This window comes from Mycobacterium sp. NTMscope_Eco_3, from assembly GCF_976985685.1.
The window spans coordinates 5,031,515-5,045,435 of record NZ_CDRJYZ010000001.1 but is presented as its reverse complement, the minus strand read 5'-3'; the positions used below and the strand labels follow the sequence as shown (position 1 = coordinate 5,045,435).

The window sequence follows — 13,921 nt, the reverse complement described above, 5'->3', positions numbered from 1 at the left end:
CCGTTACCATCGGTCCGACAAGTCAGCACCGTGACGAACAAGGGAGCACCGTGAGCGAAGAGGCCAACGAACCCGAAGTCCTGGTCGAACAGCGGGACCGGATCCTCATCATCACGATCAATCGGCCGAAGGCCAAGAACGCGGTCAACTCCGCGGTGGCCAACGGCCTGGCCGCCGCCGTCGACCGGCTCGACGGCGAACCCGGCCTGTCGGTGGGCATCCTCACCGGCGCGGGCGGCTCGTTCTGCGCGGGCATGGATCTCAAGGCCTTCGCCCGGGGCGAGCTGCCCATCGTCGAGGGCCGCGGGATGGGCTTCACCGAGCGCCCGCCGGTCAAACCGTTGATCGCGGCGGTCGAGGGCTACGCGCTGGCCGGCGGCACCGAACTGGCGTTGGCGACCGACCTGATCGTGGCCTCGAAGGACTCGGCGTTCGGCATCCCGGAAGTCAAGCGCGGCTTGGTCGCCGGGGGCGGCGGGCTGCTGCGGCTGCCGCAGCGCATCCCCTCCGCGATCGCCATGGAACTGGCGCTGACGGGTGAGAACCTGAGCGCGGAGCGGGCGCACGCGCTGGGGATGGTCAACGTCCTCGCGGACCCCGGGTCGGCGCTGGATGCGGCGATCGAGCTGGCGGAGAAGATCGCGGCGAACGGGCCGCTGGCGGTGGCCGCCACCAAGCAGATCATCGTCGAGTCCCGCGGCTGGAGCCCCGAGACCATGTTCGCCGAGCAGAACAAGCTGCTGGCACCGGTGTTCTCCTCCAACGACGCCAAGGAGGGCGCCATCGCCTTCGCCGAGAAGCGCCCGCCCAAGTGGACGGGCACCTAATCGGTCAGATAGCGCTGCAGCGTCGGCCCCAGCCAGCCGACCAGGTCCTCGACGGTGCTCGACGCGAGTGGCTCTATCTTCAGCTGGTAACGCGCGAAAGCGAGCCCGGCCAGGTGGCTGGCCACCAGCTCGACCCGTAGCTCGGCATCGGCCACCCCGAATTCCGCCGCGACCCGCTTGGCGATCGGCCCGGCGAGGCTGTCGTGCAACACCTTTCGCGCCTCGGGGTGGATCGCCGCCGAGCGCCACAGCGTCAGGAACGGCTCGAAGACGGCGCCTTGCTCCCAGTGCTCGAGGAAGCGCCGCACCAGCCTCTCGCCGATCCGTTCGGTCCCCTCGTCGAGCAGCGTGGCCAGCTGGTGCAAGGGGTGCTCGGGACCGGTCAGCGTGGACGCGGTGAACAGGCCTTCCTTGTTGCCGAAAAAGTAGTAGACCATCGCGACGTCCACACCGGCGTCGGCCGCGATCGCGCGGACGGTGGCCCGCTCGTACCCGTCGCGCATGAAGCGTTCGCGCGCGGCGTCGATGATGCGCTGTCTGTTCACTTGACCGGTGCGCCACCGGCCGGCGCGCCGCGCAGCTGGCATGCGCACCACAATACTTCAACAAGCGTTGGCGAATGCCGTCGTGCGGCGTACGTTAGTTCTTGAACGGAGGTTGAAGTATTCGATAGAGGAGGTCTCCCATGGTGACGAGGACGCGGCGACGCCTGTGGTGGCGACACCTGATGTCGGTCCTGCTGTTCCCGGCGACGGTGACGCTCGTGGTGCCGGCCCTGATCGTCGGCCCGACAGGCGTGCGCGCGCCGCACCTGGGTGCGGCGCCGACGATCGGTCTGATCACACTCGGCTGCATACTGATCGCCGCCGGTGTGGCCCTGATGATCTGGACCAACGTGCTGTTTGACCGGGTGGGCGAGGGCACGCTCGGGCTGGGCAACGTGATGGGCGAGCCGGTCCATCTGGTGGTGCGAGGTCCCTACCGGCACGTGCGGAACCCGATGATCACCGGCGTACTGTGCATCCTGCTCGGCGAGGCGGCCATCATCGCGTCGGGCCCGCTATTGCTTTGGCTCACAACCTTCTTCACGTTCCAGGCGATCGCCATTCGGTTCTGGGAGGAGCCCCATCTCGCCGAGCGCTATGGCGGCGAATACGTGGACTACCGGAGCAACGTGCCGCGCTGGTTCCCGCGGGTCTCGGCCTGGGATCCGCCCGCTCGTTGCTGAGGCCGTCGCGGAGCGCCCGGCACCGATCGCACTCGGGTTTCCCGTCCCACCCCTCACCGACGAGCGCTCAACCGGCCATGTCGTCGGCGCCGAGGGACCCGCCGTGACCAGGGCGCCGGCCGCGCGGGACGCTCGACATCGGGGGGCAACCCGGCTGAGTTACACTGCAGACGAGATTTGTAAAGGGCCGGGAATCCAGAAAGATCGAGGATGAGCATTTCGCTGCTGCTCGAGATGGCCGCATCGGGCGACGCCGAGCGCACGGCGGTGTTGTCCGGAGACCTGCGGCTGACAACACAACAGCTCAGCGATCTCGCCGACGGCGGCGCGGGGGTGATCGCCGGGTCGAATGCCAAGCACGTTGCCTATGTCGGTACCGGCGGCGCGATGCTGCCGGTACTGATCTTCGCCGCGGCGCGCGCCGGGGTGGCCTTCACCCCGATCAATTACCGGCTCTCCGCCGAGGGCATCCAGGCGCTGATCGAGCGGCTGCCCGAGCCGTTGGTGGTCGTCGACGCCCGGTACCGGGAGATGATCGGCGATGTGTCGGACCGGGTGATGGTGTCCGACGACTTCCTCGAGGCCGCCCGCACGGCCGAGCCGGCTGCGGAGTTCCCCGACCCGGACTCCGTCGCGATCGTGCTGTTCACCTCGGGCACCACCTCGCAGCCCAAGGCCGTCGAGCTCTCGCACAACAACCTGACCAGTTACGTCACCGGGACGGTGGAGTTCGGGGCGGCCTCCGACACCGACGCCGCCCTGATCTGCGTGCCGCCGTATCACATCGCCGGGGTCAGCGCCGCGCTGTCAAACCTGTATGCCGGCCGAAAGATGGTGTACCTGCCCAATTTCGATGCGCAGGAATGGGTTCGGTTGATCAACGCCGAGCACGTGACCACCGCGACGGTGGTGCCGACCATGCTCGACCGGATCATCACCGTGCTGGACAACGACGGGGCGCCCATCGAGCTGCCGTCGCTGCGCAACCTCGCCTACGGCGGCTCCAAGGTCGGGTTGCCGCTGGTGCGGCGGGCCCTCGAGCTGCTGCCCGACGTGGGCTTCGTCAACGCCTACGGCCTGACCGAGACCAGCTCGACGATCGCGGTCCTGACTCCCGACGACCATCGCGCGGCGCTGGCGGCGTCGACGGCCGAGGGCGCGCGGCGGCTGGGGTCGGTCGGGCAGGCGGTCGCGGGCATCGAGCTGCAGATCCGCGACGAGGCCGGCAATGTGCTGCCGCCGGGCGAGACCGGTGAGCTGTACGTGCGGGGCGAGCAGGTCTCGGGCCGCTACACCGGGATCGGCTCGGTGCTCGACGAGAACGGCTGGTTCCCGACCAAGGACATCGCCATGCTCGACGACGAGGGCTACCTGTTCATCGGCGGGCGCAGCGACGACACCATCATCCGCGGCGGCGAGAACATCGCGCCCGCCGAGCTCGAAGAGGTCCTCGTCGAGCACCCCCACGTCCGGGACGTCGCCGTGGTCGGTGTCGAGGATCCGCAGTGGGGCCAGGCGATCGTCGCGGTGGTGGTGCCGGCGCCCGGCGTCGACCCCGACCCCGCGGAACTGCGCGAATTCGTCCGCAAGAGTTTGCGCGGATCACGCACCCCCGACGAGGTAGTGTTTCGCGACGAGCTGCCCACCACCGCCACCGGCAAGGTGTTGCGGCGGGAGATCATCCAGACCCTTACGGAATTGCGCTCCGCGCCGGCCCAGCAGTAAGCGATCAAGGACGGAAATCAATGATCAAGAACGGAACTCGTCTCGCCAGCCAGGTATGCGACACCCAGGTGATCGTCGTCAGAAGTGCGGACAGCCTCGACGACCTGCGGTGTGGCGGTGCGCCGATGGTGCCGGTGGGCGCCGAGCGCTCGGGCGAACTGGACCCGGCGTTTTCCGACGGCACGGTCATGGGCAAGCGCTACGTGGACGAATCCGGCGCCGAGGTGCTGGTGACCAAGCCCGGCGCCGGGAGCCTGAGCATCGGGCAGACCGCGCTGCACCTCAAAGAGGTCAAGCCGTTACCCGCGAGCGACTGAACGTCACTGCGAGTCGTCATGCTTGGCCGGAATTTTGTTCCGGAGGACGAATTCCTTTGCCTTGATCAGGAATTCGAGCTGCTCACCCACTTGGTGTAGCGGGCCCGCGTTGCGGGTGGAGCGGGAGAGCAGGACAGCGCCCTCCAGCGCGGCAATCGACATCACGGCCAGCGACTCGGCGTCGGCGTCGTCAAAGCCGTCGTTGACGAACGCGCGGGTGAGGGCGGTGCACCAGCGGCCCAGGATGGCACCGGCTTCGGTGGACAGCTTGGGACCGTCCTCGTCGGAACAGCCGATCGCCGCCGCCACCACCGGGCACCCGGCGGTGAAGCCGCCGTCGGTGAGCAGCCGCTCCCAAAATCCGACGAACTCGGCCAACAACGCCCGGGCGCCGCGGCCGGCGGCGTCGTCGATCATGGCGGTGATGGAGTCGCCCGAGTAGCGCAGCGCTTCGGTCAGGATCTGATTGCGCCCGTCGGGAAAGTGGTAGTACACCGAGCCGCGCGGGGCGCCGCTGCGGGCGAGCACCGCGTCGATCGTCACGCCCGCGGCGCCGCGCTCGCGCATCACCTCGGCCGCGCTGGCCAGCATCTTTGTCCGCGTGTCCCCGCGCTTCGGCGGGGCGTGCTGCTTGGTGGCGTCACCGATAGTCGGCACTGTCGTACCTCCGGGGGCTGGCGTCATGCAGCGTGCGAGTGGCGCAGCGCCGGCCAGTGCATATGACGCGGGCTGAATCGGAATGTCCGGCGCCGCAATTCTGGCATCTCGCGGGTGAATTGATAGCCGGCGACGTTGAGCTCAATGATCCACATGGTGTTCTCCCGGCCTGTGTGCGGCCCTTGATTATGCTAAGAACCATATAAGACATCCGTAAATTAAGCAATTTCTCAGGGGAAATGTGACGCACGCCGCACAAATACGGCGCGTCGGCGCCGCGGTCCGCACCTGCGGTTCCGAAAACCGGCCGAAATTATGCTCTATCGCATAGTCGATAGGCCGGATGGCTGGCCGGGCCGCCGTGGCGGCCCCCAAACGCCGAACATGCACTCACGGCGAAAAATCGGACGATTTCCCGCCCGGAGTGCACGTTCGACGCGTGCCAGACCTAGCTTTCGATCGTGTGGCCCATCGGCATCAGCACGCTCTTCTGCTGGGTGAAGTGCTCGACGCCCTCGGGCCCGTTCTCGCGGCCGATGCCGGAGTTCTTGTAGCCCCCGAACGGGCAGCACGGGTCGAACGCATACCAGTTGATCGCGTACGTCCCGGTGCGGATCTTCTCCGACACCTCGATGCCGCGCTGCACGTCGGCGGTCCACACGCTGCCGGCCAGCCCGTACACCGAGTCGTTGGCGATCTTGATCGCGTCCTCCTCGGTGTCGTAGGGAATGATGCTCAGCACCGGGCCGAAGATCTCCTCCTGGGCGATCGTCATCTTGTTGTCGACGTCGGCGAACACCGTGGGCTGCACGAAGAAGCCGCTATCCAGGCCCTCGGGACGGCCGCCGCCGCACACCAGCCGGGCGCCCTCCTCGATGCCCTTGGCGATGTAGCCCTCGACCCGGGCCCGCTGCTTCTCCGAGATCAGTGAACCGATCTGGGCGGCCGGGTCCGACGGCAGGCCCACCGGCAGAGCCTGCACGAAAGTGCTTACCGCGTCCACGATTTCGTCGTACCGCGAGCGTGGGGCCAGGATGCGGGTCTGGGCCACGCAGGCCTGGCCGGTGTTCATGATTCCCGAGAACACCAGCATCGGGATCGCCGAAGCCAGGTCGACGTCGTCGAGGACGATGGCCGCCGATTTCCCGCCCAGCTCCAGGGTGCACGGCTTGAGCATGTCGGCGGCGCGACGGCCGATCTCCTTGCCGACCGCCGAGCTGCCGGTGAAGGAGAAGATGTCGACGTCCGGGTTGGAGGTCAGCGCCTGTCCGGTCTCGATCCCGCCGGGCACCACCGACAGCACGCCCTCGGGCAGCCCCGCCTCGGCGAAGGCCTCCGCCAAAGCGTTTGCGCTCAGCGGTGTTTCGGCGGCGGGCTTGAGTACCACCGTGCAGCCGGCCAGCAGCGCGGGGCCCAGCTTGTTGACGGCCAAAAACAGCGGCACGTTCCAGGCGACGATCGCGCCCACCACGCCGATCGGCTCGCGGTGAACGATGCTCTGCCCATAGCCGCCGGTGCGGACCTCTTTCCACTTGACCTGGTCGACCGCGGGGCCGGCGAAGAAGTTCAGCGCCCCGATCGAGCTCATCCAGTGCATCGTTTCGACGCCCATCGGCGGCTGGCCGGTCTCGGCCGCCAGCAGCTGGGTGAACAGGTCCTTGCGCTCCTCCATCACCTTGAGCGCGTTGGCGATCACGGCCGCGCGCTCCTTCGGCGGTGTGGTCGGCCAGGGGCCGTTGTCGAACGCGGCGCGGGCCGCGGCGACGGCGGCGTCGACGTCGGCCGCGGCGGCCAGCGGCGTCTTGCCGACGTACTCGCCGGTGGCCGGACAGGTCACCTCGATCACCTCGAAGGTCGACGGTTCCGTCCACTTGCCGCCGATGAAAAGCTTGTCGTATTCGGTCTTAGCGTCGGCCATGTTCCGCCACTCCTCCTGCTTGTTTCAGATCGCACTGCCCTGTCATCGTCGTCGGCGGGCATGGCGCCACCCTACCCAAGCCGGCGCAAAACGAGAACACGTTTCACTATTGGGGTTGCAGGACCAGCACGAGATTGCTCACCAAGAACTCGCGCAGCACCGGCACGCCCGTCAGCCACCACGCCCATCGCGGGTGGTAGCGGGGAAATGCGGCCACGGCGGCGCCGGTGCTCGCGGCCCACGTCAGGCCGTCGGCCGCCGACACCTCGAACAACGACGACCCGTAGTTGTTTTTGGCGGGACGGCCGTGCTTGCGGGCGTAGCGCGCCGCGGCGCGCTCGCCGCCCAGGTAGTGGGTCAGGCCCATCTCGTGGCCGCCGAACGGCCCCAGCCAGACCGTGTAGGACAGCACGGCCAGCCCGCCGGGCCGGGTCACCCGCAGCATCTCGGCGCCGAGTTGCCAGGGCCGCGGCACGTGTTCGGCGACGTTGGACGACAGGCAGATATCCACCGAATCGTCGGCGAACGGCAGCGCCATGCCCGACGCCCGCACGAAGCTTCCCGCCGCCGCGACGGCGGGTCCGCCCGCGTGCATCTCGCCCGGGTCGGGCTCGACCCCGATGTAGCGGACCCCGGCGTCGGCGAAGGCCGCCGCGAAGTAGCCCGGGCCGCCGCCGACGTCGAGCAGCGTGCGGCCGGCGGGGGAGTCCGCGTGGGCCTCCCGCCACAGGTCACTCACCATCGCGGCGGTGTCGGCGGCCAGCGCGCCGTAGAAGCGGGCCGGATCCGACCGCTCGTAGCGAAACTGCGACAGCAGCCGCACCGAGCGGGCCAGCGTCGCCCGGCGCGCGAAGAGGTCGGTCACGGCCACCGGCCAACCCTACGGCCGGGGGCACACATACTGTGGCGGCAAAGAGGGTACGAAAGCGACGACGACGCAGACTCACGATGGCTCATGGCTCCGACGAAGGTGGCTCAGGCAGCGAATGGATGTTCCCGATTGGGTGTGGGCCCTGACCGTCTTGGGCATCGTCGGGCTGCTGGCCTTCGACTTCTTCTTCCATGTGCGCAAGGCGCACGCCCCGACGCTGCGGGAGGCCGCGCTCTGGTCGCTCGCCTACGTCGGCATCGCGCTGCTGTTCGGCGTCGGCCTGCTCGCGTTCGGCGGCCACGAGGAGGGCCCGGAATACTTCGCCGGGTACGTCACCGAGAAGGCGCTCTCGGTCGACAACCTGTTCGTCTTCCTGATGATCATGGCCAGCTTCCGGGTCCCGCGCGAGGATCAGCAGAAGGTGCTGCTGTTCGGGATCGTCTTCTCGCTGATCGCCCGGACCGGCTTCATCTTTCTCGGCGCCACGCTGATCAACACGTTCGCGTGGGTCTTCTACCTGTTCGGGCTGATCCTGCTGGTCGCGGCCGGTGGCGTCCTGCGGCCCGACGAGCGCGAGGAATCCCGCAAGGCCGACAACGTGGTCATCCGGATCGCGAAGAAGGTCCTGCACACCTCCGAGCACTACGACGGCGACAAATTGTTCACGACGGTGGACGGCCGGCGCGCGATGACGCCGATGCTGCTGGTCATGGTCGCCATCGGCGGCACGGACATGTTCTTCGCGCTCGACTCGATCCCGGCGATCTTCGGCCTCACCCAGAACGTCTACATCGTGTTCACCGCCACGGCCTTCTCGCTGCTGGGCCTGCGCCAGCTGTACTTCCTCATAGAGGGCCTGCTGGACCGGCTCGTCTACCTGTCCTATGGCCTCGCGGCGATCCTCGGCTTCATCGGTGTCAAGCTGATCTTGCATGCCCTGCACGAGAACAACGTCCCGTTCATCAACGACGGCGAGCCGGTCTCGCTCGTCGAGATCAGCACCTACCTGTCGCTGGCCGTGATCGTCGGTGTCCTGGTCGTCACCGTCGTCGCCTCGCTACTGAGCCCCATGGGCAAGGCCCGGACGGCGATTGCCGGCGCCCGGCGCCACGCGACGGCCTACCTCGACTCCGAATACACCCACGACGCGGGCGAACGCGAACGCATCTTCCGCAAGCTGCTGGACGAGCGCGATCAGATCCTCGCGCTCGGCCCCAAGTACCGCCAGCTGGTCCGCGACGAGCCCGCGCTGATCGACCTGTTCGACCGCGCGGCCGCCAAGCACGACGAAGCCGTCGGCCGGGGCGAGGCCGAGCCGTTCGTCAGGATGGGCCTGACCTCCTGAGAGCCTGAGCGCCGGCCCGCGCTGTGTAGTGTTGCGCTCTAGTGTTCGACTCCCTGCTTGACGCGCTCGGCCACTCGTGGTGGGCATATCCGCTGATCCTGGCCTCCTGCACTTTCGACGCCATCCTTCCCCTGTTGCCGAGCGAGACGGCGCTGCTCACCGGGGGAATCCTCGCGGCCAACGGCTCGATGCTGCTGGGCTGGGTGATCGCCATGGCGGCCATCGGCGCGTTCGTCGGCGACAACCTCGCGTACGCGATCGGTCACTCGGCCGACGATTTCGCCCGCCGCTGGATCACCCGCGGCGAGAAGGGACAGCGCAGCCTGGACTGGGCACACCGGGAACTGGACCGCCACGGCGGCCCGCTGGTGATCGTGGCCCGGTTCCTGCCCGGGGGCCGCACGGCCACCACCATCGCCTGCGGCGTGCTGGACTTTCCCTATCGCCAGTTCGTGGTGTTCGACGCGATCGGTGCCGTCGTGTGGGCGACGCTCAACACGCTGATCGGCTACATCGGCGGCAACGCCTTCGCCGACAACACGGTCGCGGCGTTCGCGGTGGCGTTCGGCACGGCGCTGGCGCTGGCCGGAGTGATCGAACTGATCCGATGGATCCGCCGCCGGGCCCGCACGCAAGGGCGGGTGCGGCGCTAACGGTCCCGCATGGCGCGCCGGCCGATTCCCATTAGGCTTGACCACTAATGTCTGCTCTGTGCTCGGTCCTGCTGCTGTGCTGGCGCGATACCGGGCACCCGCAGGGCGGCGGCAGCGAAGCCTATCTGCAGCGCATCGGTGCGCAGCTGGCCGCCTCGGGGATCGACGTCACGCTGCGTACCGCCCGCTATCGGGGCGCGGCGCGCCGCGAAGTCGTCGACGGCGTGCGGATCGACCGCGCCGGTGGCCGCTACTCGGTGTACGTCTGGGCGTTGCTGGCGATGGCGGCGGCCCGGCTCGGCGTGGGCCCGCTGCGGAAGGTGCGGCCCGACGTGGTCGTCGACACCCAGAACGGCCTGCCCTTCTTGGCGCGGCTGGTCTACGGCCGTCGCGTGGTGGTGCTGGTACACCACTGCCACCGCCAGCAGTGGCCGGTGGCCGGCCCGGTGCTCGGCCGGCTCGGCTGGTTCGTCGAGTCGACGCTGTCGCCCCGGGTGAACCGGCGCAACCAGTACGTGACGGTGTCGCTGCCCTCCGCGCGCGACCTGGTCACCCTGGGCGTCAACGGCACGCAGATCGCGGTGGTGCGCAACGGCCTGGATCAGGCGCCCGCCCAATCGTTGTCGGGTCCGCGCGCGGCCGCGCCGCGGGTGGTCGTGCTGTCGCGGCTGGTGCCGCACAAGCAGATCGAGGACGCGCTGGAAGCGGTCGCGGCGCTGCTGCCGCGGACACCGGGCCTGCATCTCGACATCGTCGGCGACGGCTGGTGGCGCGAGCGGCTCGTCGAACACGCACAACGGCTCGGCATCTGCGCCGCCGTGACATTCCATGGTCACGTCGACGACGTGACGAAACACCATGTGCTGCAAGGGGCTTGGGTGCACGTGCTGCCCTCGCGCAAGGAGGGCTGGGGGCTGGCGGTCGTCGAGGCGGCCCAGCATGGGGTGCCGACCATCGGGTACCGGTCCTCGGGCGGCCTGTCGGACTCGATCGTCGACGAGGTGACCGGTGTATTGGTCGACACCCACGCCGAGCTGGTGGACCGGCTCGAGGAACTGCTCGCCGATCCGGTGCTGCGCGACCAACTCGGCACCAAGGCGCACACCCGCAGCGGTGAATTCTCCTGGGCGCAAAGCGCCGACGCGATGCGCGGCGTGCTGGACGCGGTGCACTCCGGCCGCACGGTCCACGGCCTAGTCACCGGCCGGGGCTGACCGGGCGCGGCGCCGCCACGCGCCGATCCCCGCGCCCGCGGCGCCCGCGACCAGCAGCGCCAGCCACGCGAGGTGGGCGACGATCGTCGCCGCCCGGCGATCGGCGGGCACCCCGGCGCTCTGCCCGCCGACGCGGTAGAGCGCGATCGCGTCGTCCCGGTAGACCGGCGGCAGCGCGCCGAGGGTGCGCGCGGCCGCCCCCATGTCGCCGGCGCTGTCCGACTCCACCACCAGCCATCCCACGCCCGCCGCCGCCAGCGCCGACGGATCGGGCCCGGTCAACATCAGCTCCTGCACGGCCCGGGCGCGCGCACCCTCGCCCGCGATGGTGGTCCCCGAGATCACCAGGTCGCCGCTGCTCAGCACCTCGGCGCGCAGCCAGCGGGGCAGCGGATCCAGGACCGGCGCGGCGCCCGACCAAAAGAAGAGCCGCATCGTCCCGGCCGGCAACACCGCGACCGCGGCCGGCCGGGCGTTGATCGTCGCGGCGACGGCGGCCCAGCCGCGCGGGTAGTGCACCGGCGACACCTTGCCCCACACGCCCCAGGCCAGGTCGGGCAGCGCCAGCAGCAGCGCCACGCAGCAGACCAGCGCCGTCACCACGTCCGTCGCGAGTGGCACCCACCTGCGCACCGTCACCACCGCGCCGGCGCCCGCCAGGGCGTAGCCGGGCACCGCCAGCGCCACCCACTTCTGCCCGTCGCGCAGCACACCGAACCCGGGCACGGCGTCGACGACCGCGCCCAGCAGGTGTAGACCCGGCCCGGTGGCCAGCGCCGCCGGAACCAGCACCGACACCGCGGCCAGCACGAGCAGCGGGACCGCCACCGGACGGCGGGCGGCCGTCGGCAGGCCCAGCGCCACGATGCCGAGCAGCACCACGGCTGAGGACACCGCGAAAAGCGTGGCGCGCGAAGCGGGTACGGCGTCGCCGTTCCAGATCCCGCCGAGGCTGGCCAGGCTGGCGAGTGTGCCGAGCCCGGGCTCGGCACGCGGCGCGAACGCCTCGACCCCCAGCCGGTTCGCCGCCGAGTGAGCGGTCAGCGACGCACCCAGCACCGACGCGACCAGCCACGGCAGCGCCGCCACCAGGGCGGCGCCCACCGCCACCGCGGCGCACCACCGGCGCGGCCGGCCGGTACCGGGAACCAGCGCGCAGACCAGCGCCACCGTCGCGGCCAACAGCAGCCCGGTCGGGGTCAGCCCGGCCAGCGCGGTCCAGAAGGCCAGCCCGAAGAACGAGCCGGATCCCGCGCGCAACGTGAGCATGGCCGTCGCCACCCAGGGCAGGCAGCCGTAGCCGACCAGCAGGCTCCAATGGCCCTGCAGAAGTCGTTCTGCGACATAGGGATTCCAGATCGCCAGGGTGGTGGCGACGAACTGGCCGGGCGCGCCCGCCCCCGGCAGCGCCACGTCGACGAGCCGGGCCGCGCCCCAGCCCGCCAGCCACAGCCCCAACACCAGCAGCGCCTTGACCACGACGCCGCCGTCGACCAGGTGCGAGGCGAGCGCCACCGCGAAATCCTGAGGGGTGGCGCGCGGCGCCGACGTCAATCCCAGGGCGGTATCGGAGAGGTACGACCGCGGCGTCGACACCGCGTCACGCAGCAGCAGGTATCCCGGGGCCAGCAGCGGCCCGACCACCAGCAGCGCCAGGACCAGTGCGTACCCCGGCCGGGTCCAGCGCACGGTCAACGCATCCGCGCCGGGCTATTCGCGGTCGTGCGGGGCGGGCGGATTCGACTCGGTGGGCCGCGCCTCGGTGGTGGGCTCGTCCGGGCCGGACGGTCGGGCGGCCCCGGGCGAGCCGGGCGGGTCTGCGCCGGACTCCTCGCGCAGATCGGGACGCTGGGTGGGCAGCTTCTCGGTCTCGGCCTCGGCGCCGGGCACCGGTTCCTCGAGGCCGCTGCGGCCGAAGAAGTCCTGGTCACCCCGATCCAACCCGGGGTCGGTGAGCGCGCTCTCGCTGCGCAGGCTGAAGGAGGCCAGCAGCCCCCCACCGACCAGCGCGATCAGGCCGACCGCGGTGAACGTGATCGGCAGCACCCGCGACCACAGCGCCAGCCGGTCGCGCTCGTCGCGGGCGGCGTTGACCTGGGATTCGACGGTGTCCTCGTTCGAGGTGACCTTGTAGTCGGCCAGCGTGAGCTCCGGCTTGAGCGGGTCCCGGGCGAAGTAGTGGTCGGCGTGCTCGGCCTGCTTGACGATGGTGCCCGACACCGGGTCCACCCAGAACGTGCGCTGCGCCGCGTAGTAGCGGGTCATGGTGATCTGTTCGTTCGGGTCGGCGCCCTGGACGCCCCACATCGACGCCGACGTGGTCTGCTTGGCGTCCTCGTTGCCGGCCAGCAGCGACGGGTACGCGACCGGGGCCACCAGCTTGCCGTCGCCGTTGTAGCCGATGTTCTGGGTGAACTTGTAGGTGGTCAGCCCGTTGACGTCTTCCTCGGTGTCGTAGTTGACGTCGAACGGCTTCTGCGCGATCGGATCGAAATAGGGATAGGTCTTCTTCTCGGTGTGGAACGGGAACCGGTACGACAGCCCGTCGTGCCGCAGCGGCATCGCCGTGGGCGGGTTCTCGTCGTTGACGGCGCGCGGCTTCTGGACCGAACCGCCGGTGTGGGTGTCGTCGGAGACGGCCAGCGCGGTCTTGCGGTTGAGCGTGACGGTGTCGACGAGCGCCAGCAGCAGCCCGCTGTCCTTCTGCTTGTCCGTGCGCCGCAACGAACTTCCGACCTGCAGCGTGACCACGTCGGCGTTGGCGGGCGATTCGACGCTGATCTGCTGCTGGGAGACCAGCGGCACGTTCTGGTTGACGACGACGTGGTCGGTGGACAGCGATGCGGAGTCCAGCGCCGTCCCGGTGCCGTCACCGACCAGCGTGGCGTCGAGGTCCAGGGGGACCTTGGTGATCCTGCTGGTGGTGTACGTCGACAACAGCAGCGCGGCGATCAGCAGGGCGGCTCCGAGTCCGATGATCCCGCATGCGGCGAACCGCAACATGACTGCTCGGTTCACGTCGCTGTGCCCTCCTCATGATCCCTTGGTTTTCTCAGCCGCGACCCGACCCGAGCGAGCAGCCGGGCAAACTCGTTTGACCCTAACAGCAGAATGTAAGGCGGCGGCTTACGAACCTGATGCTCGTGCGGGCGGTCCTTCGGGTGTA

The 13,921-nt window shown here is 69.6% G+C and carries 13 protein-coding genes; 7 read left to right on the top strand and 6 right to left on the bottom strand.

Annotated elements, in window-relative coordinates; genetic code table 11:
* Positions 1–8: 8 nt before the first annotated feature.
* The gene (locus tag AC0KTM_RS23425; protein ID WP_225330269.1) at positions 9–827 is read left to right on the top strand and encodes a crotonase/enoyl-CoA hydratase family protein; all 819 of its coding nucleotides are present in this window, start codon (positions 9–11) and stop codon (positions 825–827) included.
* Here the strand turns inward: AC0KTM_RS23425 and AC0KTM_RS23420 are convergent.
* Entirely contained in the window at positions 824–1,414 is a 591-nt protein-coding gene (locus AC0KTM_RS23420) for a TetR/AcrR family transcriptional regulator (protein WP_238957095.1), read from the bottom strand. The two genes, AC0KTM_RS23425 and AC0KTM_RS23420, sit on opposite strands and share 4 nt — an antisense overlap.
* Before the next feature lie 98 nt (positions 1,415–1,512).
* Here AC0KTM_RS23420 and AC0KTM_RS23415 point away from each other — a divergent pair, with 98 nt between their 5' ends.
* From AC0KTM_RS23415 to AC0KTM_RS23405, 3 genes are all read left to right on the top strand, one after another.
* Positions 1,513–2,055 (top strand): methyltransferase family protein, encoded by a 543-nt coding sequence (locus tag AC0KTM_RS23415; RefSeq protein WP_472416815.1) that lies wholly within the window; start codon positions 1,513–1,515, stop codon positions 2,053–2,055.
* Between the two features lie 210 nt (positions 2,056–2,265).
* A complete protein-coding gene (locus AC0KTM_RS23410) occupies positions 2,266–3,780 on the top strand; it encodes a class I adenylate-forming enzyme family protein (protein WP_472416813.1) in 1,515 nt (504 codons plus the stop codon).
* A 20-nt stretch (positions 3,781–3,800) separates the two neighbouring features.
* Entirely contained in the window at positions 3,801–4,097 is a 297-nt protein-coding gene (locus tag AC0KTM_RS23405; RefSeq protein WP_008261847.1) for a hypothetical protein, read from the top strand.
* A gap of 3 nt (positions 4,098–4,100) precedes the next feature.
* On the opposite strand, the gene AC0KTM_RS23400 is transcribed toward AC0KTM_RS23405, so the two are convergent.
* The 3 genes from AC0KTM_RS23400 to AC0KTM_RS23390 all read right to left on the bottom strand — a co-directional run bounded on the left by AC0KTM_RS23400 (position 4,101) and on the right by AC0KTM_RS23390 (position 7,543).
* On the bottom strand, positions 4,101–4,781 hold the full coding sequence (locus tag AC0KTM_RS23400) for a TetR/AcrR family transcriptional regulator (RefSeq protein ID WP_472408533.1): 681 nt from the start codon (positions 4,779–4,781) through the stop codon (positions 4,101–4,103).
* A gap of 421 nt (positions 4,782–5,202) precedes the next feature.
* Complete coding sequence (locus AC0KTM_RS23395) at positions 5,203–6,672, bottom strand: aldehyde dehydrogenase (protein ID WP_225330263.1); 1,470 nt, start codon at positions 6,670–6,672, stop codon at positions 5,203–5,205.
* 106 nt (positions 6,673–6,778) lie between these two features.
* Positions 6,779–7,543, bottom strand: coding sequence for a class I SAM-dependent methyltransferase (locus AC0KTM_RS23390; RefSeq protein WP_225330264.1), 765 nt, complete (start codon positions 7,541–7,543; stop codon positions 6,779–6,781).
* A 115-nt stretch (positions 7,544–7,658) separates the two neighbouring features.
* Here AC0KTM_RS23390 and AC0KTM_RS23385 point away from each other — a divergent pair, with 115 nt between their 5' ends.
* The 3 genes from AC0KTM_RS23385 to AC0KTM_RS23375 are packed head-to-tail and all read left to right on the top strand — an operon-like array spanning position 7,659 to position 10,755.
* Positions 7,659–8,888, top strand: a complete 1,230-nt coding sequence (locus AC0KTM_RS23385; RefSeq protein WP_225330265.1) for a TerC family protein — start codon at positions 7,659–7,661, stop codon at positions 8,886–8,888.
* Positions 8,889–8,929: 41 nt separating this feature from the next.
* Complete coding sequence (locus tag AC0KTM_RS23380) at positions 8,930–9,541, top strand: DedA family protein (protein WP_225330266.1); 612 nt, start codon at positions 8,930–8,932, stop codon at positions 9,539–9,541.
* Between the two features lie 47 nt (positions 9,542–9,588).
* Positions 9,589–10,755, top strand: coding sequence for a glycosyltransferase family 4 protein (locus tag AC0KTM_RS23375; RefSeq protein WP_225330267.1), 1,167 nt, complete (start codon positions 9,589–9,591; stop codon positions 10,753–10,755).
* Here the strand turns inward: AC0KTM_RS23375 and AC0KTM_RS23370 are convergent.
* Together AC0KTM_RS23370 and pgfA are read right to left on the bottom strand one after the other, a co-directional pair.
* Positions 10,735–12,444, bottom strand: coding sequence for an MmpA family trehalose lipid delivery protein (locus AC0KTM_RS23370; protein ID WP_225341141.1), 1,710 nt, complete (start codon positions 12,442–12,444; stop codon positions 10,735–10,737). The two genes, AC0KTM_RS23375 and AC0KTM_RS23370, sit on opposite strands and share 21 nt — an antisense overlap.
* Positions 12,445–12,465: 21 nt before the next feature.
* The gene (gene pgfA, locus AC0KTM_RS23365) at positions 12,466–13,773 is read right to left on the bottom strand and encodes a cell envelope lipid trafficking protein PgfA (protein ID WP_225330644.1); all 1,308 of its coding nucleotides are present in this window, start codon (positions 13,771–13,773) and stop codon (positions 12,466–12,468) included.
* Positions 13,774–13,921 lie beyond the last annotated feature (148 nt).

Bases quoted from the DNA above. Each gene is read 5' to 3' on its own strand.
- AC0KTM_RS23400 (WP_472408533.1), bottom strand. From the start codon at position 4,781: ATGACGCCAGCCCCCGGAGGTACGACAGTGCCGACTATCGGTGACGCC.
- AC0KTM_RS23385 (WP_225330265.1), top strand. From the start codon at position 7,659: ATGGATGTTCCCGATTGGGTGTGGGCCCTGACCGTCTTGGGCATCGTC.
- AC0KTM_RS23375 (WP_225330267.1), top strand. From the start codon at position 9,589: ATGTCTGCTCTGTGCTCGGTCCTGCTGCTGTGCTGGCGCGATACCGGG.
- AC0KTM_RS23405 (WP_008261847.1), top strand. From the start codon at position 3,801: ATGATCAAGAACGGAACTCGTCTCGCCAGCCAGGTATGCGACACCCAG.
- AC0KTM_RS23415 (WP_472416815.1), top strand. From the start codon at position 1,513: ATGGTGACGAGGACGCGGCGACGCCTGTGGTGGCGACACCTGATGTCG.
- AC0KTM_RS23395 (WP_225330263.1), bottom strand. From the start codon at position 6,672: ATGGCCGACGCTAAGACCGAATACGACAAGCTTTTCATCGGCGGCAAG.
- AC0KTM_RS23410 (WP_472416813.1), top strand. From the start codon at position 2,266: ATGAGCATTTCGCTGCTGCTCGAGATGGCCGCATCGGGCGACGCCGAG.
- AC0KTM_RS23420 (WP_238957095.1), bottom strand. From the start codon at position 1,414: ATGCCAGCTGCGCGGCGCGCCGGCCGGTGGCGCACCGGTCAAGTGAAC.